This is a genomic window from Aromatoleum bremense (assembly GCF_017894365.1).
GTDB lineage: Bacteria > Pseudomonadota > Gammaproteobacteria > Burkholderiales > Rhodocyclaceae > Aromatoleum > Aromatoleum bremense.
The window spans coordinates 2,957,107-2,982,854 of record NZ_CP059467.1 but is presented as its reverse complement, the minus strand read 5'-3'; the positions used below and the strand labels follow the sequence as shown (position 1 = coordinate 2,982,854).

The 25,748-nt window shown below is 64.2% G+C and carries 24 protein-coding genes; 19 read left to right on the top strand and 5 right to left on the bottom strand.

Annotated features, from left to right (window positions below; translation table 11 throughout):
* Nucleotides 1-10: 10 nt before the first annotated feature.
* Nucleotides 11-1,369, bottom strand: coding sequence for a signal recognition particle protein (gene ffh, locus pbN1_RS13950; protein ID WP_169203337.1), 1,359 nt, complete (start codon nt 1,367-1,369; stop codon nt 11-13).
* A gap of 42 nt (nt 1,370-1,411) precedes the next feature.
* Here ffh and pbN1_RS13945 point away from each other — a divergent pair, with 42 nt between their 5' ends.
* From pbN1_RS13945 to nudB, 11 genes are all read left to right on the top strand, one after another.
* Entirely contained in the window at nt 1,412-2,236 is an 825-nt protein-coding gene (locus tag pbN1_RS13945; protein WP_169203338.1) for a cytochrome C assembly family protein, read from the top strand.
* Between the two features lie 116 nt (nt 2,237-2,352).
* On the top strand, nt 2,353-4,071 hold the full coding sequence (gene pilB / locus pbN1_RS13940; protein WP_169203339.1) for a type IV-A pilus assembly ATPase PilB: 1,719 nt from the start codon (nt 2,353-2,355) through the stop codon (nt 4,069-4,071).
* 16 nt (nt 4,072-4,087) lie between these two features.
* Nucleotides 4,088-5,323: a type II secretion system F family protein gene (locus pbN1_RS13935; RefSeq protein ID WP_169203340.1), complete on the top strand. Its 1,236-nt coding sequence runs from the start codon at nt 4,088-4,090 to the stop codon at nt 5,321-5,323.
* 66 nt (nt 5,324-5,389) lie between these two features.
* Nucleotides 5,390-6,241 carry a prepilin peptidase gene (locus pbN1_RS13930; protein WP_169203341.1) on the top strand — a complete coding sequence of 284 codons (852 nt, stop codon included), beginning with the start codon at nt 5,390-5,392 and terminating at the stop codon, nt 6,239-6,241.
* 135 nt (nt 6,242-6,376) lie between these two features.
* On the top strand, nt 6,377-6,643 hold the full coding sequence (locus tag pbN1_RS13925) for an FmdB family zinc ribbon protein (protein WP_169203342.1): 267 nt from the start codon (nt 6,377-6,379) through the stop codon (nt 6,641-6,643).
* 15 nt (nt 6,644-6,658) lie between these two features.
* Entirely contained in the window at nt 6,659-7,285 is a 627-nt protein-coding gene (locus pbN1_RS13920) for a DUF502 domain-containing protein (protein ID WP_210147510.1), read from the top strand.
* Nucleotides 7,286-7,329: 44 nt separating this feature from the next.
* Nucleotides 7,330-9,129, top strand: coding sequence for an aspartate--tRNA ligase (aspS, locus tag pbN1_RS13915; protein WP_169204228.1), 1,800 nt, complete (start codon nt 7,330-7,332; stop codon nt 9,127-9,129).
* A 170-nt stretch (nt 9,130-9,299) separates the two neighbouring features.
* On the top strand, nt 9,300-10,922 hold the full coding sequence (locus tag pbN1_RS13910) for a tetratricopeptide repeat-containing response regulator (protein ID WP_169204227.1): 1,623 nt from the start codon (nt 9,300-9,302) through the stop codon (nt 10,920-10,922).
* Nucleotides 10,923-10,983: 61 nt separating this feature from the next.
* Nucleotides 10,984-11,349, top strand: coding sequence for a guanyl-specific ribonuclease (locus pbN1_RS13905; RefSeq protein WP_169204226.1), 366 nt, complete (start codon nt 10,984-10,986; stop codon nt 11,347-11,349).
* Nucleotides 11,346-11,789, top strand: coding sequence for a barstar family protein (locus tag pbN1_RS13900; protein ID WP_169204225.1), 444 nt, complete (start codon nt 11,346-11,348; stop codon nt 11,787-11,789). Before pbN1_RS13905 ends, pbN1_RS13900 begins: the two co-directional genes overlap by 4 nt.
* Nucleotides 11,789-12,259, top strand: coding sequence for a dihydroneopterin triphosphate diphosphatase (nudB, locus tag pbN1_RS13895; RefSeq protein WP_169204224.1), 471 nt, complete (start codon nt 11,789-11,791; stop codon nt 12,257-12,259). Before pbN1_RS13900 ends, nudB begins: the two co-directional genes overlap by 1 nt.
* Here nudB and pbN1_RS13890 read toward each other — a convergent pair.
* A complete protein-coding gene (locus pbN1_RS13890; RefSeq protein WP_169204223.1) occupies nt 12,256-12,480 on the bottom strand; it encodes a cysteine-rich CWC family protein in 225 nt (74 codons plus the stop codon). The two genes, nudB and pbN1_RS13890, sit on opposite strands and share 4 nt — an antisense overlap.
* Before the next feature lie 129 nt (nt 12,481-12,609).
* Here pbN1_RS13890 and pbN1_RS13885 point away from each other — a divergent pair, with 129 nt between their 5' ends.
* Entirely contained in the window at nt 12,610-13,029 is a 420-nt protein-coding gene (locus pbN1_RS13885) for an Hsp20/alpha crystallin family protein (RefSeq protein ID WP_169204222.1), read from the top strand.
* 111 nt (nt 13,030-13,140) lie between these two features.
* Nucleotides 13,141-14,043 carry an acetylglutamate kinase gene (gene argB, locus pbN1_RS13880; protein ID WP_210147509.1) on the top strand — a complete coding sequence of 301 codons (903 nt, stop codon included), beginning with the start codon at nt 13,141-13,143 and terminating at the stop codon, nt 14,041-14,043.
* A 61-nt stretch (nt 14,044-14,104) separates the two neighbouring features.
* Here argB and cysN read toward each other — a convergent pair whose 3' ends face one another.
* Nucleotides 14,105-16,012 (bottom strand): sulfate adenylyltransferase subunit CysN, encoded by a 1,908-nt coding sequence (cysN, locus tag pbN1_RS13875; protein ID WP_169203128.1) that lies wholly within the window; start codon nt 16,010-16,012, stop codon nt 14,105-14,107.
* Between the two features lie 151 nt (nt 16,013-16,163).
* The gene (cysD, locus tag pbN1_RS13870) at nt 16,164-17,063 is read right to left on the bottom strand and encodes a sulfate adenylyltransferase subunit CysD (protein WP_169203127.1); all 900 of its coding nucleotides are present in this window, start codon (nt 17,061-17,063) and stop codon (nt 16,164-16,166) included.
* A 120-nt stretch (nt 17,064-17,183) separates the two neighbouring features.
* Between cysD and cysQ the strand changes: the two genes are divergently transcribed.
* From cysQ to pbN1_RS13840, 6 genes are all read left to right on the top strand, one after another.
* Nucleotides 17,184-17,969, top strand: coding sequence for a 3'(2'),5'-bisphosphate nucleotidase CysQ (cysQ, locus tag pbN1_RS13865; protein WP_244856964.1), 786 nt, complete (start codon nt 17,184-17,186; stop codon nt 17,967-17,969).
* A 38-nt stretch (nt 17,970-18,007) separates the two neighbouring features.
* The gene (locus pbN1_RS13860) at nt 18,008-19,735 is read left to right on the top strand and encodes an SLC13 family permease (protein WP_169203125.1); all 1,728 of its coding nucleotides are present in this window, start codon (nt 18,008-18,010) and stop codon (nt 19,733-19,735) included.
* A gap of 200 nt (nt 19,736-19,935) precedes the next feature.
* Nucleotides 19,936-22,470, top strand: coding sequence for an MBOAT family O-acyltransferase (locus pbN1_RS13855; protein WP_169203124.1), 2,535 nt, complete (start codon nt 19,936-19,938; stop codon nt 22,468-22,470).
* Between the two features lie 23 nt (nt 22,471-22,493).
* A complete protein-coding gene (locus pbN1_RS13850; RefSeq protein ID WP_169203123.1) occupies nt 22,494-22,751 on the top strand; it encodes an acyl carrier protein in 258 nt (85 codons plus the stop codon).
* A 6-nt stretch (nt 22,752-22,757) separates the two neighbouring features.
* Nucleotides 22,758-24,326: an amino acid adenylation domain-containing protein gene (locus pbN1_RS13845; RefSeq protein WP_169203122.1), complete on the top strand. Its 1,569-nt coding sequence runs from the start codon at nt 22,758-22,760 to the stop codon at nt 24,324-24,326.
* Complete coding sequence (locus tag pbN1_RS13840) at nt 24,326-25,474, top strand: acyl-CoA dehydrogenase family protein (protein WP_169203121.1); 1,149 nt, start codon at nt 24,326-24,328, stop codon at nt 25,472-25,474. The genes pbN1_RS13845 and pbN1_RS13840 overlap by 1 nt, the downstream gene beginning before the upstream one ends.
* On the opposite strand, the gene pbN1_RS13835 is transcribed toward pbN1_RS13840, so the two are convergent.
* Nucleotides 25,463-25,738: an acyl carrier protein gene (locus pbN1_RS13835; RefSeq protein WP_210147507.1), complete on the bottom strand. Its 276-nt coding sequence runs from the start codon at nt 25,736-25,738 to the stop codon at nt 25,463-25,465. The genes pbN1_RS13840 and pbN1_RS13835 overlap by 12 nt on opposite strands.
* Between the last annotated feature and the right edge of the window lie 10 nt (nt 25,739-25,748).

Below are 25,748 nucleotides of genomic sequence, written 5' to 3'. Positions count from 1 at the left end.
TCCGGCCGGCTCACCGCATCATGCCGGGCAGCATACCTTTCATGCCCCGCATCATCTTCTGCATGCCACCCTTGGAGAATTGCTTCATCATCTTCTGCGTCTGCTCGAACTGGTTCAGCAGGCGGTTGACTTCCTGGACGGTGACCCCGGCGCCCGCGGCGATGCGCCGCTTGCGGCTCGCCTTGAGGATCTCCGGCTTCGCACGTTCGGCCGCGGTCATCGAGTTGATGATGCCTTCGATACGGCCGATCGCCTTTTCCTCCCCCCCGCCCTGCAGCTTGCCGGCGGCCTGCGCAAACTGCGCCGGCAGCTTTTCCATCATCGACGACAGACCGCCCATCTTGCGCATCTGCGCGATCTGTTCCTTGAAGTCGTTGAGATCGAAGCCCTTGCCGGTCTTGAGCTTCTGGGCGAAGGCGCGCGCTTGGTCCTCATCGACCCCACGACGTGCGTCCTCGACGAGGCCGAGGATGTCTCCCATGCCGAGGATGCGGCTCGCCATCCGCTCGGGATGGAACTCTTCGAGCCCGCTGAGTTTCTCCCCGACGCCGGCGAATTTCAGCGGTTTCCCCGTGACGTGCCGCACCGACAGCGCGGCGCCGCCGCGCGCGTCGCCGTCGAGCTTCGTCAACACGATGCCGGTCAGCGGCAAGGCCTCGTTGAACGCGCGCGCGGTATTCACCGCGTCCTGGCCGAGCATCGCATCGACGACGAACAGCGTCTCGATCGGTCTGGCGGCCGCGTGCAGCGCCTTGATCTCGTCCATCATCGCCGCGTCGATCGCCAGGCGACCGGCGGTATCGAGCAGCACCACGTCGTAATAATGGCGACGCGCGTGATCGATCGCCGCGAGCGCGATATCGACCGGCTTCTGGTCCGGCGTCGACGGGAAGAAGTCGATTCCCGCCTGCGCGGACACCGCCTTCAACTGCTCTATCGCCGCCGGGCGGTACACGTCGGCCGAAACCGCCAGCACCTTTTTCTTCATCCGCTCGTGCAGCAACTTGCCGAGCTTGCCGGTGGTCGTGGTCTTACCAGCGCCCTGCAGGCCGGCCATCAGGACCACTGCCGGGGGCTGCGTCGCGAGGTTCAACCCGATATGGGCGCCTCCCATCAGCGTCTTGAGTTCGTCATGGACGACACCGACCAGCGCCTGGCCCGGCGTGAGGGAACCGATGACTTCCTGGCCCACCGCCTTTTCGCGGACGCGGGCGACGAAGTCCTTGACCACCGGCAGCGCGACGTCCGCTTCGAGTAGCGCGAGACGGACTTCGCGCATCGCTTCCTGGATATTGTCCTCGGTAAGCCGGGCTTGCCCGCGCAAGGTCTTGACGACCTTCGACAGACGCTGAGTGAGATTGTCGAGCATGTTGGCTGGGGCCCTCGCCCATGGAGTAAACTATAAAAATCTATGCAGACGATTCTACTTCATCTACTGGCCGCCTCGCTGTACGCGATCCTCGGCATCTGGCTGTGGCGCCACCAGCAGATGCCGGCGGCGAAACCCCGGGAAGGCATGTCGAGGGCGGAGCGCGTGATCCTGCTGGGCGCGCTGGTGGCCCACGGCCTGGCGCTGCGCGGGGCGCTGTTCCCCGGCGAGGCGATGCATTTCGGGTTCGGGCTGGCCGTATCGCTGGTCGTGTGGCTCGCAGTATGCTTCTACTGGGTCGAAACATTTTATGCCCGCCTCCACGGACTCCATGCGATGGTCATTCCGGCGGGGCTTGCCGGCAACTTGCTGGCCCTGCTTTTCCCGGGCGAGCACATCCTTGCCAACGCCGGGTCGGCCATGTTTCGAGCGCACTTCATCATCGCGATGCTCGCCTACAGCCTGTTCACGCTCGCGGCGCTGCACGCGACGCTGATGGCGATTGCGGAGCGGCAGCTGCACAGTGGTCGCCTGACGCGCACGCTCTCCAACCTCCCGCCGCTTTTGACAATGGAAACGCTGCTGTTCCGCCTGATCGGCATCGCCTTCATCCTGCTGACGCTGACGGTCAGTTCCGGAGTCGTGTTCTCCGAAGCGCTGTTCGGCCAGCCTTTCCGGCTCGACCACAAGACGGTTTTCGCGATCATCTCGTGGCTGTTGTTCGGCGCGCTGCTCGTCGGACGTTGGGTGCGCGGCTGGCGCGGCCGCGTCGCGCTGCGCTGGACCCTGGCGGGCTTCTTCATGCTGGTGCTGGCCTATGTCGGCAGCCGCTTCGTTCTCGAGGTTCTCCTCGGCCGAGCAAATTGAACTCGCTGCCACTGCACCACCGGCATCTCCGCTCCCGCCGGCCGCCGGACGTTGCAAATCTTTACAAGCAGCAGACCGGCATGCAACATCGGACGTCCGTCAGTTAAGAGCGGCACATGGCAGCAGCAGCCTCCCCCGCCGCGCTCAGCGGCCTCGCACGAGCGATGATCCAGCACGGCCGACTGTCCGAAGCCGACGCCATGTCGTGCACGGCAGGCGCTGCCAGCGTGCCGAACGGATTTATCCTCGAGCTTGCCCAGCGCAAACTGATGACGAACCGGGCGGTCGCCTGGTTCGCCGCCGAAACATTCGGTTATCCGCTGCTCGACATCGCAGCCGTCGACAGCGCGAGCATTCCCCGCGATGCGATCGACCGCAAGCTGATGAGCAAGCACCAGATCGTCGCACTCGGCAAGCGGCAGAACCGGCTGACGGTCGCCGCCGCCGACCCGTCGAACATGCGCGCGCTCGACGAGATCCGTTTCCAGACCGGACTTCAGGTGGACCTCGTCATCGTCGAAGCGGACCGGCTCGCGCGCCTGGCCGAGTCCCTCGCCGAAACGGCCGAACAGACGCTGAGGGAGCTCACCGGCGAAGAGTTCGACATGGATCTCCTGCAGCAGCAGGAAGGTCCCGGTGAAGCGTCGAGCGAGGACACGCAGGAAGTCGATGACGCGCCGGTCGTCAAGTTCATTCAGAAAGTGCTGATCGACGCGATCAACGAAGGCGCTTCCGACATCCACTTCGAGCCCTACGAGAAGTATTACCGCATCCGCGTGCGCACCGACGGCGTGCTGCGCGAAATCGCCCAGCCACCGCTGATCCTGAAGGAAAAGATCGCCGCCCGGATCAAGGTCATCTCGCGCCTCGACATCTCGGAAAAGCGCGTCCCCCAGGACGGCCGGATGAAGCTCGTGCTGTCGAAGAACAAGTCGATCGACTTTCGCGTCTCGTCGCTGCCGACGCTGCATGGCGAAAAGATCGTGATGCGGATTCTCGACGCCTCGTCGGCGATGCTCGGCGTCGATGCGCTGGGCTACGAACCGGAACAGAAGAAAATCCTGCTCGACGCGATCGAGCGGCCCTACGGCATGATCCTCGTGACCGGGCCGACAGGTTCCGGCAAGACGGTGTCGCTCTATACCTGCCTGAACCTGCTCAACAAGGCCGGCGTGAATATCTCCACGGCCGAAGACCCGGCTGAAATCAATTTGTCCGGGATCAACCAGGTCAACGTCAACGACAAGGCCGGGCTGACTTTCGCCGCATCGCTGCGGGCCTTTCTGCGGCAGGATCCGGACATCATCATGGTCGGCGAAATCCGCGACCTTGAAACCGCCGAGATTTCGATCAAGGCCGCACAGACCGGCCACCTGGTGCTGTCGACGCTGCACACCAATGACGCGCCAACGACGCTCGAGCGCCTGAAAAACATGGGCGTGGCGCCATTCAACATCGCCTCGTCGGTGATCCTGATCACCGCCCAACGGCTTGCGCGACGCCTGTGCACGTGCAAGCAGCCGGTCGACATCCCGATCGAAGCGCTGCTGCAGGCGGGTTTTCCCGCCGACGAACTCGACGGCAGCTGGCAGCCGTACGGCCCGGTGGGGTGCGAGCGCTGCAAGGGCAGCGGCTACAAGGGGCGGCTCGGGATCTACCAGGTCATGCCGATCACCGACGAGATCGCGCACATCATCATGACCAACGGCAACTCGATGGACATCGCGGCGCAGGCCCAGCGCGAAGGCGTCAAGGATCTGCGCCGGTCCGGACTGCTGAAGGTCAGGCAGGGCGTCACATCGCTCGAAGAAGTACTCGCTTCCACCAACGATTAGGGAACGCACAAGCCTCATGGCGACGACAACGCGAGCCGGACGCGCGGCACCTGCGCGGTCCAGGGAAACGCTCTACAGCTGGGAAGGCAAGGACAAGAACGGCAAGCTCGTGCGCGGGGAGATGCGCGCCGGCGGCCCGTCGCTCGTGCAGGCGACACTTCGCCGCCAGGGCGTGCTGGTGAGCAAGGTCAAGAAGCAGAAGATGTCACGCGGTCACAAGATTACCGACAAGGACATCGCGCTCTTCACCCGGCAACTCGCGACGATGATGAAATCCGGCGTGCCGCTGCTGCAGGCGTTCGACATCGGCATCAAGGGTTCCGGCAATCCGAGCCTCGCGCGACTGCTGAACGAGGTGCGCACCGACGTCGAGACCGGATCGAGCCTGTCGCAGGCATTCAGCAAGCATCCGCTCTATTTCGACAAGCTGTTCTGCAATCTCGTCGCCGCCGGCGAGCAGGCGGGGATTCTCGACGGCCTGCTGGACCGCATCGCGACCTACAAGGAAAAGGTTCTCGCGATCAAGGGCAAGATCAAGTCGGCGATGTTCTACCCGATCGCGGTCGTCGTCGTCGCGGCGATCGTCGTCACCGTGATCATGCTGTTCGTCGTGCCCGAATTCAAGAAGGTGTTCACCAGCTTCGGGGCGGATCTTCCCACACCGACGCTGATGGTCATCGGCATATCGGACGCCTTCGTCGCGTACTGGTACATCATCTTCGGCATTATCGCGGCGACGGTGATCGGCATCGGTGCGATGTACAAACGCTCGGACGCGATGCAGATCGCCGTCGACCGCGCGGTGCTGCAGCTGCCGGTCGTCGGCGCCATCATCCGCAAGGCCACGATCGCGCGCTGGACGCGCACCCTGGCGACGATGTTCGCCGCCGGCGTGCCGCTCGTCGAAGCGCTCGATTCGGTCGGCGGCGCGTCGGGCAACCACGTCTACCTGACGGCGACGCGCCAGATCCAGACCGAGGTCAGCACCGGCACCAGCCTCACGGTCGCGATGCAGAACGCGAGCGTGTTCCCGAGCATGGTCGTGCAGATGGTGTCGATCGGCGAGGAATCCGGACAGCTCGACTCGATGCTCGGCAAGGTCGCGGACTTCTTCGAACAGGAGGTCGACGACGCCGTCGCCGGGCTGTCCACGCTGCTCGAGCCGATCATCATGGTGTTTCTCGGCGTGGTCATCGGTGGTCTCGTCGTCGCGATGTACCTGCCGATCTTCAAGCTTGGCCAGGTCGTCTGAAGTGTTCCCTCCCGCCCGGGCCGGCATTTCCGCACCGCCGCCGGGCGAATTCAATCAAGACTCCCGATGCCCGATCTCTTTCACGACCCCCTCTTGTTCACCGCGCTCGCGACGCTCGTCGGCCTTTTCGTCGGCAGCTTCCTGAACGTCGTCATCCACCGGTTGCCGCGCATGATGGAGCGCGAATGGCACGCCCAAGCCGCCGAATTGCGCGGCGAATCGCTCCCCGAACAGGAAACCTACAATCTCGCGGTGCCGCGCTCGCGCTGCCCGCACTGCGGCCACCTGATCACCCCCTTCGAGAACATCCCGGTCGTCAGCTATCTCGTCCTGCGCGGGCGATGCCGCCACTGCAGCGCTCCCATCGGCCGCCGCTATCCGGTCGTCGAACTGCTCACCGCGATACTGTCCGGCTACGCCGCGTGGCACTTCGGCTTCGGCCTCGCGGCCGCCGGCGCAATGCTTTTCCTGTGGGCGATGCTCGCGCTCGCCTTCATCGATCTCGACACCCAGCTGCTGCCCGACAATCTTACCCTCCCGCTGCTGTGGCTCGGCCTGCTCTTCAATCTCGACGGCACGTACAGCGAACTCCCGGAGGCCGTCGTCGGCGCGATCGCCGGTTACCTCGCGCTGTGGGCGGTGTACTGGCTGTTCAAACTCGCCACGGGCAAGGAAGGCATGGGCTATGGCGATTTCAAGCTGCTCGCCGCGATCGGGGCGTGGCTCGGATGGCAGATGCTGCCGTTGACGATCCTGTTCTCGTCGCTCGTCGGCGCGGTCACCGGCCTCGGCCTGATCGTTTTCGCCCGGCACGGCCGGGACGTGCCGATTCCGTTCGGCCCCTATCTCGCCGCTGCCGGCGTGCTGGCGCTGTTCTGGGGCAAGCCGCTCACGCAGTTGTACCTCGGCAGCCTGTGACCGCCCCCCCGCGGGCTTGAAACGAACGGCGTCGCCCTCATCTACGGCGCGACAGCGGGCCGAGTCCCGCTGTCGCTCACTTCTCGCCCATGATGCGTTGCGTTAGACTTACACGCTTGTTTTCCGGAGGTTGCCATGCCCATTTACGAATATCGTTGCGACAGTTGCGGGTTCCAGAAGGAACATCTCCAGAAAATGAGCGACGAACCGCTCACTTCCTGCCCGAGCTGCAGTCAGGGCACCTACGTCAAGCAGGTTTCGGCCGCGGGCTTCCAGCTCAAGGGTACCGGCTGGTATGCGACGGACTTCAAGGGCGGCGGCACACCGGCGCCCCGGCCAGCCGAAACCGCGAGCGCTCCTGCCGGCGGCTGCGGCGGAGCGTGCGCCTGTCACGCCGGCTGAATACGGCCGCGGCGCGTGAAGAAATACTTCATCACCGGATTGCTGATCTGGATCCCGCTGTCGATCACCTTCATGGTGCTGGCATGGATCGTCGGCACGCTCGACCAGATCATCGAGTGGCTGCCGAACGGCCTGCAGCCGCGCAACGCGATCGGCTTCAACATTCCGGGCGCGGGCCTCGTCGTCGGGCTGCTGATCGTGCTTGCGACAGGCTTGGTCGCCGCCAACGTCATCGGCCAGAAGCTCGTGCGCTACTGGGAAGCGCTGCTCGCCCGCATTCCGGTGGTGAAGTCGCTGTACTACGGGGTCAAGCAGGTCTCCGACACCCTCTTTTCCAGCACCGGCCAGGCTTTTCGCAAAGCCCTGCTGGTGCAGTACCCCCGCCATGGATCGTGGACGATCGCCTTTCTCACCGGCGCGCCGGGCGGGGATGCCGCCAATCACCTGAAGGGCGACCACGTCAGCGTCTATGTGCCGACGACGCCGAATCCCACATCCGGTTTTTTCCTGATGATGCCGAAGGAAGACGTCATCGAACTCGACATGAGCGTCGATGAAGCCCTCAAATACATCATTTCGATGGGGGTGGTCGCGCCACCCGCGCGCAGCGCGCCCCCCCGCCCTGCCCTGCTCAGTGAGTAACCCCGCGGCCCCACCGGCCGCGCTTCGTTTCCGGAACCGAACCCATGCGAACCCATTACTGCGGCCAAGTCACCGCCGCCGACCTTGACCAGACCGTCACGCTGTGCGGCTGGGTGCATCGCCGCCGCGATCACGGCGGCGTCATCTTCATCGACCTGCGCGACCGCGAAGGCCTCGTACAGGTGGTGTGCGATCCCGACCGCGCCGAGACGTTCCACACCGCCGAATCGATCCGCAACGAGTTCGTCATCGAGCTGACCGGCAAGGTCCGCCGCCGTCCGGCCGGCACCGAAAATGCGAACCTCGTGTCCGGTGAAATCGAAGTGCTGTGCCACACCATCGCCGTGCTCAATGCTTCGGTGACGCCGCCGTTCCAGCTCGATGACGACAACCTGTCGGAAAACGTGCGCCTCGCGCACCGCGTCATCGACCTGCGCCGCCCGCAGATGCAGAAGAACCTGATGCTGCGCTACAAGGTCGCGACGGCGTTCCGCCGCTTCCTCGACGCGCAGGGCTTCATCGACGTCGAGACGCCGATGCTGACCAAGAGCACGCCGGAAGGCGCACGCGACTACCTCGTGCCGTCGCGCGTGCATCCGGGCCAGTTCTTCGCGCTGCCGCAGTCGCCGCAGCTCTTCAAGCAACTCCTGATGGTCGCCGGCTTCGACCGCTACTATCAGATCACCAAGTGCTTCCGCGACGAGGACCTGCGCGCCGACCGCCAGCCGGAGTTCACGCAGGTCGATATCGAGACCTCGTTCCTCAACGAGACCGAGATCACCGCGATCATGGAAGACATGATCCGCTACGTGTTCAGGGAAGCGCTCGCGGTCGAGCTGCCGAATCCGTTCCCGCGCATGACCCATGCCGAAGCGATGCGCCGCTACGGCTCGGACAAGCCGGACCTGCGCGTCACGCTCGAGCTGACCGACGTCACCGACGCGGTGCAGGATGTCGCGTTCAAGGTGTTCAGCGGCCCGGCGACGAGCGGCGGGCGCGTCGCGGCGTTACGCGTGCCGGGCGGTGCTGCGCTCACCCGCGGCGAGATCGACGAATACACCAAGTTCGTCGGCATCTATGGCGCGCGGGGCCTTGCGTACATCAAGGTCAATGACGTCACCAAGCCGAACGACGAAGGCCTGCAGTCGCCGATCGTCAAGAACCTGCACGAGCAGGCGCTGCGCACGATCCTCGAGCGCACCGGGGCCCAGAGCGGCGACCTGATCTTCTTCGGCGCGGACAAGACCAAGGTCGTCAACGACGCCCTCGGCGCGCTGCGCACCAAGCTCGGCCATGAGAAAGGCTACATCAGCGGTGCCGCCTGGACGCCGGTGTGGGTCGTCGATTTCCCGATGTTCGAGTACGACGACGAGAGCAAGCGCTGGGTCGCGTGCCACCACCCGTTCACCGCGCCCAAGGACGAGCACGTCGAGCTGCTCGAATCGGCTCCCGGCGAATGCCTCGCGAAAGCCTACGACCTCGCGCTCAACGGCTGGGAGATCGGTGGCGGCTCGGTGCGTATCCATCGCGCCGACATGCAGAGCAAGGTGTTCCGCGCGCTCAACATCGGCGACGAGGAAGCACAGCTCAAGTTCGGCTTCCTGCTCGACGCGCTCAAGTACGGTGCACCGCCGCACGGCGGACTTGCGTTCGGCCTCGATCGCGTCGTGACGCTGATGACCGGCGCGGAGTCGATCCGCGACGTCATCGCGTTCCCGAAGACGCAGCGCGCCCAGTGCCTGCTGACCGACGCGCCGGGCGAAGTCGACGACAAGCAACTGCGCGAACTGCACATCCGCCTGCGGCAGAAGATCGAAACCCAGGTCGAAGTCGCGAAGGCCTGAGCCTCGCCGAACACCGGAAGCGACACGGGGCGGGTGGGACACCATCTGCCCCTTTTTTTGTTTGTCGTGACGAACGACACCGGCGAAAGGGCCTAAAAATCGCGCCCCCGATGCCGTAAGCTTCGGCACGAACCGTTCCCCGGCGCCCTCCACGAGCTCGTCGCACCCTCATGGCAGACCTTGACCGCATCACCGTCCTCATCATCGAAGCCAACCAGGGCATGCGCGGCCAGTTGCGCACGATGCTCAACAACATCGGCATCGCCACGGTCAATTTCGCGCCGTCTGCCGGGATGGCGATCAGCCGCCTGCGCGAACGGCGCTACGACCTGGTCCTGTGCGAATACAACCTCGGTGACGGCCAGGACGGGCAGCACCTGCTCGAAGACCTGCGAACCCGGGACATCATCCCCCTCGACACGCTGTTCATCATGATCACCGGCGAGCGCAACTACGAGCGGATCATCAGCGCTGCCGAGCTCGCGCCGAACGATTACATTCTCAAGCCGCTCACCCCCGACACACTCCATTCTCGCCTGGTGCGCGCGTTCGAAAAGCGCGAGGCCTTTCGCCCGGTGTATCGGCTGATCGAAGCGGGGGAAACGCACGACGCGATCGAGGCGTGCATCAGCGGCCGCAGCGAATACGCCCGCTACGGCATCGACTTCATGCGGCTCGAAGCTGAACTACATGGCGCGCTCGGCCACACCGACACCGCCGAAGAGCTCTACCGGGAAATCCTCGCTGCGAAGGTCATACCCTGGGCACGCCTCGGCCTCGCGAAAATGCTTTTCGCGAGGAAGGAATACCGCGAAGCCGAGGAAATCCTGACGGCGCTCGTCACCGAGAACCGCCGCTATATCGACGCCTACGACTGGCTCGCCCGGACCCGCGAGGAAAGCGGCCGCATCGACGAGGCCCGCGACGTTCTTGCCAGCGCGGTCGCGTTGTCGCCGCACAGGATCGGGCGCCTGCGCCACCTGGGCAACGTCCTGCTCGCGGTCGGCGACCACCAGAGCGCCGAGCGCACGCTTGCCGAGGTGGTGCGCAAAGGCAAATATTCGGATTTTCGCGACCCGGAAGACCACGTGCGGCTGGTCCGGGCGCAACTCGGCCAGGGCCGGGTCAGCGAGGCCGAATCGACGATCCGGGATCTCGAACGGTCGATGGATGGACTGCCGGCGACGGCGCTGTGCAGTTCGCTGTCGAAAGCCCTGTACCATAACCAGACGGGCTCGCCCGCGCGCGCCCAGGCCGCGCTCGAGACCGCGATCCGGGACGGCACGGACGTCTCCAGCCTGTCCGTCGGGATGAAGCAGGAGCTCGCCAAGGCCTGCCTCGACCACGATCTCGAAACCGAAGGCAGCATGCTGGTGATGGACATCCTGCGCAATTCCGCCGATGAGCGGACAGTCGAGACGACGCGGGCGATGCTGCGCGCGAAGGGGCGCGAGGACATGTCCGAAGAACTCGAACAACGGGTGCATGTTGAAGTGAAAGGCCTCATCGCGGCCGGCGCGGACAAGGTCAGGAGCGGCGATTACGATGGCGCCGTGCAGGAAATGCTGAGCGCGGTGCAAAAAATGCCCGGCAACCCGCATGTGTTGTTCAATGCGGCGCTCGCGTTGCTGCGCCACATCGAGAACCGTGGCTGGAACGAGCGTCTCGCCGCCCAGGCCCGCAACCTGATCGCCCGCACCCGCAGGCTCGATCCGGCCAATCCGCGCCTCGAGGCGATCACGGGTTTCATGCAGCAACTGACGAGAAAATACGGCGTCCGCCCGCAAGCCTGACGCCCGCCCCAGCCCCCTCCATCGATTTCCAGGCCGGAAGAGGCCACGTACGGGAGACCCGATGCGCCGACTTGCACTCCGATTCGTACTGTTCCTCGCGGCCACGCTGGTGGCGCTGCCTGCCTGCACGCGCGACGCACCGCCCGCTACCGGACTGCAGGGCTTGCCGCCCGAGGCGATCGCGACGCTGCAGCTGATCGAGCGCGGCGGGCCGTTTCCTTATCGCCGCGACGGCGTCGTGTTCCAGAACCGCGAGCGGCTCTTGCCGCAGCGCCCGCGCGGCTACTATCGTGAATACACGGTGCCGACACCGGGCTCCCGGGATCGCGGCGCACGGCGTCTCGTCACCGGCGGGGATCCGCCCGCCGCGTTCTACTATACGGATGATCATTACCGCAGTTTCCGGAGAATCCAGCCCCAGCCATGATCCCCGAAAACGAACTCGTATCCGTCCTGCAGCAGCCCGACCGCGCCGGCGTCTACCACCTGCCGCAGCGCGGCGCCGAAGCGATCACCCACGCCGCGCGCGAGCTTGATTTCCCGGTATTGCGGGTCGATCTCTCCGGCTGCGCGGACAAAGGAGATTTTCTCGCCCGGGTCGCGGCCGGTCTTAAGTTTCCGGACTGGTTCGGGCAGAACTGGGACGCCCTTGCCGACTGCCTTGCCGACATGGCATGGCTCCCGGCGGACGGCTACGTGATCATCCTCGAACATGCGGATCGTTTCCGCGTCGCCGCCGAAGCCGACTTCATCGCCGCACTGGAAACCTTCGACGACGCTGCGCGCGAACGGGCTGCGGACGGCATCCCGGTGTGGATTTTCGTCGGGCTCACGGCAAACGGCATCGTGCACCTTCGCACCCTGTGATGGCGGGACTACCGTACAAGCGGCCGATCTCGGTCCTCGTCGTCATCCACACTACGACGCTCCAGGTGCTGCTGCTCGAACGGGTGGTTCCCGCCGGCTTCTGGCAATCGGTGACCGGCAGCCTCGAAGCGGACGAATCGCCGCTGCAGGCGGCAATTCGGGAAGTGAACGAGGAAACCGGCCTCGCGGTGTCTTCGGGCCAACTGCATGACTGGCACCACACGAACCGTTTCGAAATCCTCAAGGACTGGCGCGCGCGCTACGCGCCGGGCGTCACGCACAACACCGAACACGTGTTCAGCCTCTGCGTCCCCACGCCGCGACCGGTCAGGCTCGCGCCCGCCGAACACTGCATGCAGCTGTGGCTACCGTTTGAAGAAGCCGCCGGGAAAGCGTCATCGTGGACCAACCGCGACGCGATCCTGATGCTGCCGCGCCTTACTGCGCAGCAACCGGACGCTCCAGGCTAAAGGGCTGCGGGCCGCTCACCCGCCGCGAGCAGCAGCGTCTTCAGGCAGTTCGGGCAGTAGCAGCCGATCCCCGCGTCTGGAATCGCATCCATTGGCGGCAGCGAGGCGCACCAGCACGCCGGCAAGCCGGCCTCCATGCCGCAGGTAAAGGCGGCGCCGCAACGCGGGCAATTGTTGGTGGCCACGTCGTTCCCGATCGTGCTCTCGGTGATATCGCTCATGTGGAAATGCTCCGGACAGGACACGAGATATTACGTTCCGCGCGGGGGCGGAAGCTTGAAAAGCCGCCTGTCGCACCTATATTGGTTAAGTAAGCGGTTCAAACCCATGATGACGCATAGGAGAAAGGCATGAGCAATCTCATCCGTCGTGACCCGTTCGACGATCTGCTGCGCGGGTTTTTCGTTCGTCCCGTCGACATGACCGCCGGCATCCAGGGCGAAGCGCCGCAGATGCGTGTCGACGTCAAGGAAGACGAGAGCGCGTACCAGGTGCACGCCGAGTTGCCGGGCATCAAGAAGGAGGACATCCACGTCCACATCGATGGCCCGGTCGTGTCGATCAGCGCCGAGCGCAAGCAGGAAAAGGAAGTCAAGGAAGGCGAGCGCATCCTGCGCACCGAGCGTTATTTCGGCAAGGTGTCGCGCAGCTTCCAGCTCGGCCAGGAGATCGACGAAGGCAAGTCGAGCGCGAAGTTCAATGACGGCGTGCTCGAACTGAGCCTGCCGAAGAAGGCACCCGAACAGGCCAAGCGCCTGACGATCGACTGATCCCCGGCCATCCCCGCACGATGAAGCCGCACTCCCTCGTCGAGGGGCTGCGGCTTCTGCTTTATGGCGCGACTCTTTAGAATGGCGCGAGTCTACCGCCAGGAACCCTCAATGCCCCAGCCCCCAGCCCCCACCGACGTCACGCCCGCCCGCAAGGCCGAAATCCTCGCCGAGGCGCTACCGTACATCAAGCGCTTCTTCGACAAGACAGTCGTCATCAAGTACGGCGGCAACGCGATGACCGACCCGCACCTGAAGGACTGCTTCGCGCGCGACGTCGTGCTGCTCAAGCTCGTCGGCCTGAATCCGGTCGTGGTGCACGGCGGCGGGCCGCAGATCGAAACCCTGCTCGCGCGCGTCGGCAAGAAGGGCGAGTTCATCCAGGGCATGCGCGTCACCGACGCCGAGACGATGGAAGTCGTCGAGATGGTGCTCGGCGGCCAGGTGAACAAGGAGATCGTCAGCCTCATCAACCAGCACGGCGGCAAGGCCGTCGGCCTGACCGGCAAAGACGCAAGCTTCATCCGCGCGAAGAAGCTGCTGATGCAGAAGGAAGACGCAGCACCGGGGGACGTCGTGGACGTCGGCCAGGTCGGCGAGATCACGAAGATCGACCCGAGCCTGATCGCCTTCCTCGACCAGGGCGACTTCATCCCGGTGATCGCCCCGATCGGCGTCGGCGAAGCGGGCGAGACCTACAACATCAACGCCGACGTCGTCGCCGGCAAGCTCGCCGAGATCCTGAAGGCCGAGAAGCTCGTGCTGCTGACGAACACGCCCGGCGTCCTCGACAAAGCAGGCAACCTGTTGACCGGCCTGACACCGCGCCAGATCGACGACCTGGTCACGGACGGCACGTTGTCGGGCGGCATGCTGCCGAAGATCAGTTCGGCGCTCGACGCGGCTCGTAACGGCGTGAAATCGGTGCATATCATCGACGGTCGCGTCGAACACTGCCTGCTGCTCGAAATCCTTACCGACCACGGCGTCGGGACGATGATCAAGAGCAAGTAGGGGTTTCCTCGGACTGCCGGGCGGGATCGTCGCCCGGCAGTCCGTCCCCGCTCCACTGAACCTACCCGGACAGACCGCCCCGGCGTTGAAGTTCCAGCACCAGGTAGTCGGCCGCCTCGTTGGCGCCGAGCAAGGTCGTATCGATGCGGATTTCGGCGTTCTCCGGCACCTCGTACGGCGAATCGATGCCGGTGAAGTTCTTCAGCTCGCCGCACCGAGCCTTCTTATAGAGACCCTTGACGTCCCGCTGCTCGGCGATTTCGAGCGGCGTATCGATGAACACCTCGATGAACTCGTCCGACCCGAGCAAACTGCGCGCCATCTCCCGCTCCGCGCGGAATGGCGAGATGAAGGCGGTGATCACGATCAGGCCGGCATCGACCATCAGCCTCGCCACCTCGGCGACCCGGCGGATGTTCTCGACGCGGTCCGCGTCGGTAAAGCCCAGATCCTTGTTCAGACCATGTCGTACGTTGTCGCCGTCGAGCAGGTAGGTATGGCGTCCCAGCGCGTGCAGCCTTTTCTCGACCAGGTTCGCGATCGCCGACTTGCCCGCCCCGGACAGTCCGGTAAACCACAGAACACAGGGTTTCTGGTGCTTCAGGGCCGCCCGCGCTGCCTTATCGACATCGACATGCTGCATGTGGATGTTCTGGCTACGGCGCAACGCGAAGTGGATCAGCCCGGCGCCGACCGTGTTGTTGCCGAGCCGGTCGATCAGGATGAAGCCGCCAGTGTCACGGTTCTCGGCGTACGGGTCGAACGCGATCGGACGGTCGAGGTTGAGGTTGCACACGCCGATCGCGTTGAGTTCAAGCGTCTTCGCGGCAATGTGCTCCATGGTGTTGACGTTCACCTGGTACTTGATATGGGTCACCGTAGCTGTCACGGTCTTGGCGCCGATCTTGAGCAGATAGGGGCGACCGGGCAGCAGCGGTTCGTCATGCATCCACACCAGCGTCGTTTCAAACTGATCGGCCGAACCGGCCGGTGACGACGCCGCCGAGATCACATCGCCGCGGGAGATATCGATTTCGTCGGCGAGCGTCAGCGTGATCGACTGCCCGGCCACCGCCTGCTCAAGATCGCCCTCCTGGACGACGATGCGCGCGACCGTGCTTTCCCGGCCGGACGGCTGCACACGGATGCGCTCACCGGGTTTGATGACCCCGCCGGCGATCGTGCCGGCGAAGCCGCGAAAGTCGAGGTTCGGACGGTTCACCCACTGCACCGGCAGGCGGAAAGGCTGCTTCTGCAGCCGGTCCTCGTCGATCTCGACGGTTTCGAGATAGTCCATCAGCGTCGTGCCGTGATACCACGGCATGTTGTCGCTCGGCGCGGTGATGTTATCGCCCCTGAACGCCGACATCGGGATGAAAGTGACGTCCTCGAGGCCGATCTGCGACGCGAACGCGCGATAGTCATCGACGATCCGGCGGAAAGTTTTCTCCGAGTAATCGACGAGATCCATCTTATTGATCGCGACGATGATGTGACGGATGCCGAGCAGCGACGCGAGGTAGCTGTGCCGGCGCGTCTGCGTCAGCACGCCCTTGCGCGCATCAACCATCAGCACGGCGGCGTCGGCGGTCGAGGCGCCGGTCACCATGTTGCGCGTGTACTGCTCGTGGCCAGGCGTGTCGGCGACGATGAACTTGCGCTTGTCGGTCGAAAAGAAGCGGTAGGCGACGTCGATCGTGATGCCCTGCTCGCGCTCGGCGGCGAGGCCGTCGACGAGCAGCGCGAAATCGAGCGCTTCGCCCTGCGTGCCGTATTTCTTCGAATCCGCTGCGACCGCGGCGAGCTGATCCTCGAACAGCATCTTCGACTCGAACAGCAGGCGGCCGATCAAGGTGCTCTTGCCGTCGTCGACGCTGCCGCAGGTGATGAAGCGCAGCAGGCGTTTCTTCTCGTGCGCCTGCAGATACTGCTCGATATCGGTGGCGATGAGATCGGAGATGTGGGCCATCAGAAGGTCTCCCGCAGGGCCGCCCCAAGGGAGGCCTCAGCCCCCGTGGGGGGGTTAGGCGGGGAATTCGCGAAGCATCGCTTCGCGCCCGCCGAACGGGCCGGCTGTGCAAAGCCGGCCCCCCGCGAACGAATGTGAGCGTGGGGGCACATCAGAAATACCCCTCCTGCTTCTTCTTTTCCATCGACGCAGCCGAATCATGGTCGATGACCCGACCCTGACGCTCCGACGTTTTCGTCAGCAGCATCTCCTGGATGATCGCCGGCAGAGTGTCGGCGTCCGACTCGACGGCACCGGTCAGCGGATAGCAGCCGAGCGTGCGAAAGCGCACCTTCTTCATCATCGGCACCTCGCCGGGCTTGAGCGGCATGCGCTCGTCGTCGACCATGATCAGCGCGCTGTCGCGCATCACTACCGGGCGTTCGGCGGCATAGTACAGCGGCACGATCGGCACGTTCTCGAGATGAATGTATTGCCAGATATCGAGTTCGGTCCAATTCGACAGTGGGAACACCCGCATCGACTCGCCCTTATGCTTGCGCGCGTTGTAGAGCTTCCACAGTTCCGGGCGCTGGCTCTTCGGATCCCAGCGATGCTGCGCGGTACGGAACGAGAAGATGCGTTCCTTGGCGCGGGACTTCTCCTCGTCGCGCCGCGCACCGCCGAACGCGGCATCGAAACCGTATTTGTCCAACGCCTGCTTGAGTCCCTCTGTCTTCATGATGTCGGTGTGGATCGCCGAGCCGTGCGTGAAGGGGTTGATGTCCTTCTCGATACCCTCGGGGTTGACATGGACGATCAGATCGAGTCCGAGCGTGCTGACCATGCGGTCGCGAAACGCGTACATGTCGCGGAATTTCCAGCGTGTATCGACGTGCAGCAGCGGAAACGGCGGTTTGGCCGGATAGAAGGCCCTCATCGCCAGGTGCAGCATCACCGCGCTGTCCTTGCCGATCGAGTAGAGCATCACCGGGTTGTCGGCCTCGGCGACGACCTCCCGCATGATGTGGATGCTTTCGGCTTCGAGCCGCTGCAGATGGGTAAGTGACATCGACATCCTCTTGATGACCGGAATGACCGGAAACTACATTCCTTGTACCGGCGCCAGCGTCATACAAATGTGCCTACAATGACTTCAGTGCGGAGTTTAGCAATCGTCAGGAGCGCCGTTGTGTCCACTTCCCTTTCCCACCGCGAACTGCTGGAGACGCTGATCCCGCTGGCGCGTCAGGCGGGCGACGTCGTGATGGCCATCTATATGACCGATTTTGAAGTCCGCGGCAAGGGCGACGCATCGCCCGTCACCGAAGCGGATGAGCGGGCCGAGGCGGTCATTCTCGCCGGGCTCGCGGCGCTGACGCCGGAAATCCCGGTGGTTGCCGAGGAGGCTGTCGCTGCGGGCAGAATTCCGGAAGTCGGCGAGCGCTTCTGGCTCGTCGATCCGCTCGACGGGACGAAGGAGTTCATTCGTCGCAACGGCGAATTCACCGTAAACATCGCGCTGGTCGAGGCCAGGCAGCCGGTGCTCGGCGTCGTGCTGGCCCCGGCGCTCGGACGGCTCTATGCCGGCGGCGCCGGCGCCGGGGCCTTTATCGAGGACGACCGCGGTCGCCGCCCGATCCGCTGCCGCCTGCCGCCGGACGAGGGACTCACCGTCGTCGCCAGCCGTTCGCACGGCGATGCTGCCGCGCTCGACGCTTTCCTTGCCGGACGCCGGGTCGCCAAGCAGATCAGCGCCGGCTCGTCGCTGAAGCTCTGCCTCATCGCGGCGGCCGAAGCCGACCTCTATCCGCGGCTCGGACGGACGATGGAGTGGGACATCGCCGCCGGTCACGCCGTGCTTGCGGCGGCGGGAGGCCGTGTCAGCCAGTTAGACGGCCGCCCGCTGCACTACGGCAAACCCGACTTCGCCAACCCGCACTTCGTCGCGACCGGATTCGCCGACCGCCCGGCCTGACCCGCTGCCGCAGCCCCTGCCACTTCGCGCGTTACCGCATGAGCGCCTACGTCGTCCTCCTGTCGATCGTCGCCCTGTTCGCCCTGCTGATTCGCGGACGGACGTCGCCCGCTGTGCTGTTCACCATCTGGGCGGCCGGCTACTATCTGACGGGCCTCGTCGACGAGCGCAAGTGGTTGACGAGTTACTCGAATCCGGCGCTGGTGACGCTGATCGTGCTGCTGCTGGTATCGCTCGCGCTCGAGCGATCGCCGTTACTCGATCGCTTTGCCGGCGTGGTCCTCAAGGGGCGTCCGTCGCTGGCGATCCTGCGGCTGTCGGTCGTCACCACAGTGGTGTCGGCTTTCCTGAACAATACCGCCGTCGTCGGCGCACTGCTCGGCGTGATCTCCCGGCAACGCCATCTTCCCGCGTCGAAACTGCTGATTCCGCTGTCGTACGCCGCGATTCTCGGCGGGATCACGACGCTGGTCGGCACCTCGACGAATCTGGTCGTCAATTCCTTCGTCATCGATGCGGGCCTGCCGCCGCTCGGGATGTTCCAGTTCACCGCCGTCGGCGTACCCGTCGCGCTCGCCTGCATCGCGGTGATGGTGCTCGGATCGCGGCTGTTACCGGCCCATGAGGCAGCATCGAACGAGAACCGCCAGGCGTATTTTCTCGAAGCACAGGTCACCGCCGGCTCACCTCTTGCCGGCAAGAGCATCGAGCAAAATCGCCTGCGCAGCCTCGACGGGCTGTTCCTGCTCGAAATCGAACGCGACGGCCGGCTGATTTCGCCGGTCGGGCCGGACGAAACATTGCGCGAAGGCGACGTCCTCGTGTTCACCGGCGAGATCGAGAAAGTCCAGGCGCTGCAGCAGTTCTCCGGTCTGCACGTGTTCGGCACCCGCGCGGATACGCTGCTCGGCTCGAACCTCATCGAGGTCGTGATCTCGAACGAGTCGATGCTGCCGAACCGCACGCTGCGCGACGTCGATTTCCGTTCGCAGTTCGACGCCGGCGTCGTCGGCATCCGTCGCGGCGACAAACGCCTCGCCGGCCAGCTCGGGCGCATCCCGCTACGCGTCGGCGACTGCCTGCTGCTTGCCGTCGGCGCCGACTTCGCACAGCACCGCAATATCGACCGCAACTTTCACCTGCTCAATGGCGGTCTGCTGCGGCCAAAGCTCACCAGCAACCAGAGCCGGATCGCATTGTCGGGTTTTGCACTGGCGATCGCGCTGTCGGCACTCGACGTCTGGCCGTTGCTCAATGGCCTGCTCGCGCTGCTCGCAGTGCTGCTCGCCACCCGCATGCTGACGATCAACGAGATGCGCCGGCGGTTTCCGTTCGAGCTGCTGCTGATCATCGGCTCCGCGCTGACGATCGCCACCGCGCTGGAATCCTCCGGCGCCGCGCAGCTGGTCGCGCACACGATGCGCAGCGCCTTCGACGGTTACGGCGTGACCGGCGCGTTCATCGGCGTCTATCTGATCACGCTGGCACTGACCGAGGTGATCACGAACAACGCCGCCGCCGCCCTCGCCTTTCCGATCGCGTTATCGACCGCACGCGCGTTCGACGTCGATCCGATGCCCTTCGTGATGGCAGTGGCCTACGGCGCGAGCGCGGGCTTCCTGGTTCCGTTCGGCTATCAGACGCACCTGATGGTGATGTCGCCGGGGCGCTACCGCGTCACTGACTTCTTCAAGGCCGGCGTGCCGGTCAGCCTGACCTATTCGGCCGTCGTGCTGCTGCTGGTGCCGGTGTTCTTTCCATTCTGAAATGGAACGACCCCCACGTTCACTGCGTTCGCGGAGAGCGCTCAAATGTAACGAAAATGCATCTCACGATAAAGCCCCTTGAGTAATTCAAACGGCTGTTCCTAGAATGACATGAACAAAATGAGCCTGTCCGACACGCCGTAGTCTGGAACACGATGGTCGCGCCGTTGGATAGCCGATGACTCGAAGTGGAGACGCTGATGAGCTTGACGGCGGTTGTTGGCAGGGCGTCCGGTCCCCTTGAAAGTGATGCGCAAAAGGGCCAGATCGGTTTGGTCAACTATCTGGGCGTCATCGCCCAGTTAGCCCTTCTGCTGTTGCTGCTGCGCCAGTTCCAGATCGAATCGGCCGCGTTCCTGCGGCTCGCGATGCTCGCCTTCGCCGGTTTCGCGATCCACGCCTGGCTGCCCTTGCGCATGCGCTTGCCTTTCTTCGTGGCGCTCAGCCTGGCAGGCATCGGCGTCGTCATGGGGGGCGTGAATGCGGCGTGGCTCGTCGCGATCGGGCTCGTGTTGGTCGGCATCTGCCATCTGCCCATCTCATTCGCGTCGCGGGGAGCATTGCTGCTCGGCGTCGCAGGCGTTCTCGCGCTGCAGCGCGCCGGCCACCTGCCGTTCCCGTGGTCGGACGCGATCTGGCCGATTCTCGGCGCGATGTTCATGTTCCGCCTGATCGTCTATTTCTACGATCTGCGCCATGACAAGACGCCGACCACCCCGGCGCAGTCGCTCGCGTACTTCTTCATGCTGCCGAACGCGTGCTTTCCGCTTTTCCCGGTGATCGACTACAAGACCTTCCGCCGCAACTACTTCGATGACGACGCCTACCGCATCTACCAGGTCGGCATCGACTGGATGGTGCGCGGGGTGATCCATCTGATCCTGTACCGCATCGTCTACTACTACCTGACGCTCGCCCCGCATGAGGTCGGCAACCCGGCCGAGCTGATCCAGTACCTGGTGGCCAACTTCCTGCTGTACCTGCGGGTATCCGGCCTGTTCCACCTGATCATCGGCATGCTCTACCTGTTCGGCTTCCGCCTGCCCGAGACGCACAACCGCTACCTGTTGGCTTCGAGCTTCACGGACTTCTGGCGGCGCATCAACATCTACTGGAAGGAGTTCATGCAGAAGGTCTTCTATTACCCGGCGGTGTTCAAGCTGCGTAAGCTGGGTACCGAGAAGGCGCTCGTCGTCGCGACGTTGTACGTCTTTCTGATGACGTGGTTCCTGCATGCCTACCAGTGGTTCTGGCTGCGCGGTTCGCTGCTTCTCGTCCCGCAGGACATGCTGTTCTGGGGCATCCTCGGCGTGCTGGTGGTCGCGAATTCGCTGTACGAGATGAAGCACGGCCGTCCGCGCAGCCTCGGCACGCCGGTGCGCACGTGGCGCACGACCGCGGTGCTGGTGCTCAGGACCTATGCGACGTTCTGGTTCATCTGCGTGCTGTGGTCATTCTGGACCACCGAGTCGCTCGACGCGTGGTTCTCGCTGTGGTCGGCGCTCGGTGGGGAATATACCGCCGAACTGCTGCTGTATCCGTCCATCGTGCTTGCGGTCATCGTGGTCGGTTCCATTCCGCGCGAGTCGGTGCGAAACGTGCGGGCCTCGGCCCAGGATGATCGCTCCTGGATGAGGAGCAGGCTGGTTACCGTAGCGTCCCTGTGCGCGCTCATTGCAGTCAGCGTGGAAGGGCTGCACTCGCAGATCGGCATGGATTTCGGCACCTTCGTGCATTCGGTGCGCTCCGGACAGCTCAGCCGACTCGATACCGCGAAACTGGAGCGGGGCTACTACGAGAACCTCCTGTCGGTCGACCGCTTCAACTCCCAGCTGTGGGAGGTATACATGAACAAGCCGAAGAACTGGCTGGATGTCGAGACCACCAACCTCAAGCGCTTCGTCGGCGGATTCGCGCAGACTGAACTGATTCCGTCCTTCGTCCGGACCACCAAGCACGGCACGATCACCACCAACGCATACGGCATGCGCGATCGGGATTACGAAGCACAACCTGCTCCCCGCACCTTTCGTGCGGCCGTGTTGGGCGCCTCCTCCGTCATGGGCTGGGGGGTGGGCGACGGCCAGACGTTCGAGGCACTGGTGGAGAACAGGTTGAACCGGGAATGGGCCGACGAAGCGTTCGACAAGTATGAGCTGCTCAATATGGGGGTGCCGGGATATTGCCCGCCGCAACAATTGGTGATCACGGAAAAGGCCTTTGCCTTCGCGCCGCATGCGATCTTTTTTGTCGCGACCGGACGCGAAATCACACGCGCGGTCGCCTACCTCGCGGAAGTCAGCCATAAGGCGATCGACATTCCCTATGAAGGTCTGCGAAATATCTCGGCCAAGGCGGGCGTTACAGCCGGCATGGACGAGAGTGAGGCGCGCAAGCGACTGACGCCATACGGCCGCGATGTGCTCACGTACGTCTACGGACGCATCGCGGAGGAGTCGCAAAAACACGGCAGCGTGCCGGTGTGGATCTTCGTGCCACAGGTGCGCGAAGGCGCATGGGAGGAAGAAACGCCGGAGGCAGTCGCCATCGCCGAAGCGGCGGGCTTCGTCGTGATCAACCTCGAGGATGTCTACAAGGGGCGAAACATCAACGAGATCAGGTTGGCCGAGTGGGATGATCACCCGAACGTGCCCGGTCACCAGCTGATCGCGGAACGACTCTTCAATGGTTTGGCAGAAAAGCGCGCGGCCATTTTCCGGCCCGAGGGGCACTGATTGACTCGATAGCGAGGGCAGCGATGGAAACAGGTGTTGACTTCAGCAAGGCCGTCAAACGCTACATCCTCGAGGAGTTCCTGCCGGGCGAGAATCCGGACGAGCTGACAGAGGACCTGCCGCTGATCAGCGGCGGCATCCTCGATTCGATCGCCACGCTCAAACTGGTCCTGCACTTCGAGGAGCAGTACGGCATCGTGATCGAGGCGCACGAGGCGGACAAGGAGCACCTCGACACGATCCGCAGCATTGCGAGTCTGCTCGCATCCAAGGTGAGGTAGCGCGACATGCCGAACCCACGTCCGCTGCACCAATTCCTCTGCGACGCGGCCGCCCTCCATCCGTCGCGCACGGCAGTCGTCGAGCCTGAGCACGGGTCGATCAGCTATGCGGCGCTCGACGGCTTGTCCGACCGATTGCGTGACCGGCTCGCCGCCGTCGGCGTGCGAGCCGGCGATCGGGTCGGCATCTATCTGCGCAAGTCGATCGACGCCGTCGCTGCGATCTACGGCATCCTCAAGGCAGGTGCCGCCTACGTGCCGGTCGATCCCGACGCGCCGCCCGCCCGTAACGCCTACATCATGCACAACTGCGCGGTGCGGGCGATCGTGATGGAGAAGCGCCTCGAGGATCGCTTCTCCACCGAATTTTTCGCACTCGGCGAACCGCCGCCCTTGCTGCTGCTCGACGGGACGGGAGGAGGCGATCCGCTCGCCCGCCTGCTGGATGAAGCGCAGGCGCAGCGTCCGGCGGCGGCAGCGAAGAACGTGATGTCGCAGCCGGAAGATCTAGCCTACATCCTCTATACGTCGGGCTCGACGGGGAAGCCGAAGGGGGTGATGCTCTCGCACGAAAACGCGGTGAGTTTCGTCGACTGGTGTTCGGCGGTGTTCGAACCGCAGCCGGACGACCGCTTCTCGTCTCACGCGCCGCTGCACTTCGACCTCTCGATCCTCGACATCCACGTCGCGCTCAAGCACGGCGCGACGCTCGTGCTGATCCCGGAGGAACGAGGCAAGGATGCGCTGCACCTGGCCAGGCTGATCGCCGAGGAAAGAATCAGCATCTGGTACTCGGCGCCGTCGATCTTGAGTCTGATGGCGCAATTCGGCGATCTCGCACGCCATGACTGCTCCGCGCTGCGCCTCGTCCTGTTCGCGGGCGAGGTGTTTCCGGTCAAGCATCTCCGGACGCTGTGTTCGCAGCTGCCGAAGCCCCGCTATTTCAACCTCTACGGCCCGACCGAGACCAACGTCTGCACCTACTACGAGCTTGTTCCGCCGGTGCCTGACGAGCGGACTTCGCCCTATCCCATCGGCAAGGTGTGCGAGCACCTGCGCGGCAAGGTGGTCGACGAGCACAACGCGCCGGTGAAGCCGGGTGACGAGGGAGAACTGTGCATTACCGGCAGCGGCGTGATGCAGGGCTACTGGTCGTTGCCGGAACGGACCGCGGAAGGTTTCCTCGTCGATGACGACGGAACCCGATGGTACCGAACCGGTGATATCGTCGTCGAAGCGGCCGACGGCAACCATATCTACCGTGGCCGGCGTGACCGGATGGTCAAGCGGCGCGGCTACCGGGTCGAACTCGGCGAAATCGAGGCGGGGCTGTATCAGCATCCACTGGTCAAGGAGGTCGCCGTCGTTGCGGTGCCCGACGCCGAGGCGGGCGTGCGGATCACCGCTTTCCTGAGCAGCAAGGGGGCGGACAAGGCGTCGCTGATCGAGCTCAAGCGCTTCTGCGCCGCGCGGATTCCGCTGTACATGATTCCCGACCGTTTCACGTGGCTGGAAGCGTTGCCGAAAACCTCGACCGACAAGACCGACTACCAGCAACTGAAGGGGTTGAGCTGATGGACTTCGCCTATTCGGACGAGCAGAAGCTCCTGCGCGAGAACACCATCAAGTTCGCCCGCGCTTCGCTCAATGCGCACGTCGTCGAACGCGATCGCGAGCAGGTCTTTTCCCGTGATCTGTGGCAAGAATGCGCCAAGGTCGGCATTCAGGGCCTGCCCGTGCCCGAAGCGTATGGCGGGACCGCACTCGATGCGCTGTCCTGCGCGATGGTGCTGGAGGCGCTGGGCTACGGCTGCAGGGATGGCGGACTGGTGTTTTCGCTGTGCGCTCATCTGCTCGCATGTGTCGTCCCGGTGTGGCGCCACGGCAGCGAGGAACAGAAGCGCCGTTACCTGCCGGGACTATGCGACGGAACGCTGATCGGCGCCCACGCGATCACCGAACCGGACTCAGGCTCGGATTCCTTTTCGATGCGCACGCGCGCCGAACGCGACCGAGACGGCTGGCGCATCAACGGCAGCAAGACCTTCATTTCGAACGGCCCTGTCGCCGACGTTGCGGTGGTGTTCGCAGTCACCGAGCCGGCCAAGGGCTTTCACGGCGGTGTGACCGCGTTCCTCATCGAAAGCGATACGCCCGGCTTTTCCGCCGGCCAGAAGTTCGAGAAGCTGGGGCTGCGTACTTCGCCAGTCGGAGAGCTCGTGTTCACGGACATGTACGTTCCGCCTTCCGCCGTGCTCGGTCAGGTTGGCGGCGGTTCCGCCGTTTTTTCCACGGCGATGGACTGGGAGCGCTGCCTGCTTGTCGCCAGCCATGTCGGAACCATCGAGCGCCTTCTCGAGACTTCGATTTCTTACGCGCGCACGCGCAATCAGTTCGGGCAAGCGATCGGAAAGTTTCAGGCCATAGCGCACAAGATTGCCGACATGAAGGTTCAACTCGAAGCCGCACGGCTGCTCGCCTACCGCGCAGCCTGGCGTCTCGAAAACCTCCGGAACGCTTCGCTGGATGCCGCGATCGCGAAGCTGATGGTCAGCGAATCCCTGCTGAAGACCGCGCTCGAGACGGTCCATGTGCACGGCGGCTATGGCTATATGGTCGAGTACGAGGTCGAGCGCGCCCTGCGTGACGCAGTGGGCAGCACGATCTATTCGGGCACGTCCGAGATGCAGCGCAACATCATCGGCCGGTGGCTAGGGCTCTAGCGGTTGATGGCGCCATTTGCCGGACAGACGCGTGACGAATTCGACCACGGTGCCAACGGTCGCGAACGAAGTTCCATCGACCTCGTCGTCCGGCACCTCGATGCCGAAGCGCTCCTCGATTGCATGGATCACCGCGAGCACCGCCATGGAATCGAGTTCCGGTACGCTCCCGAGCAGTGGCGTATCGGCATCAAACCGCAATCCGCGGCCATTCAGGCTCAACACCTCATCAAGCAGCGACACCACTTCTTCCTGGATCTTCAACGCGAGCACT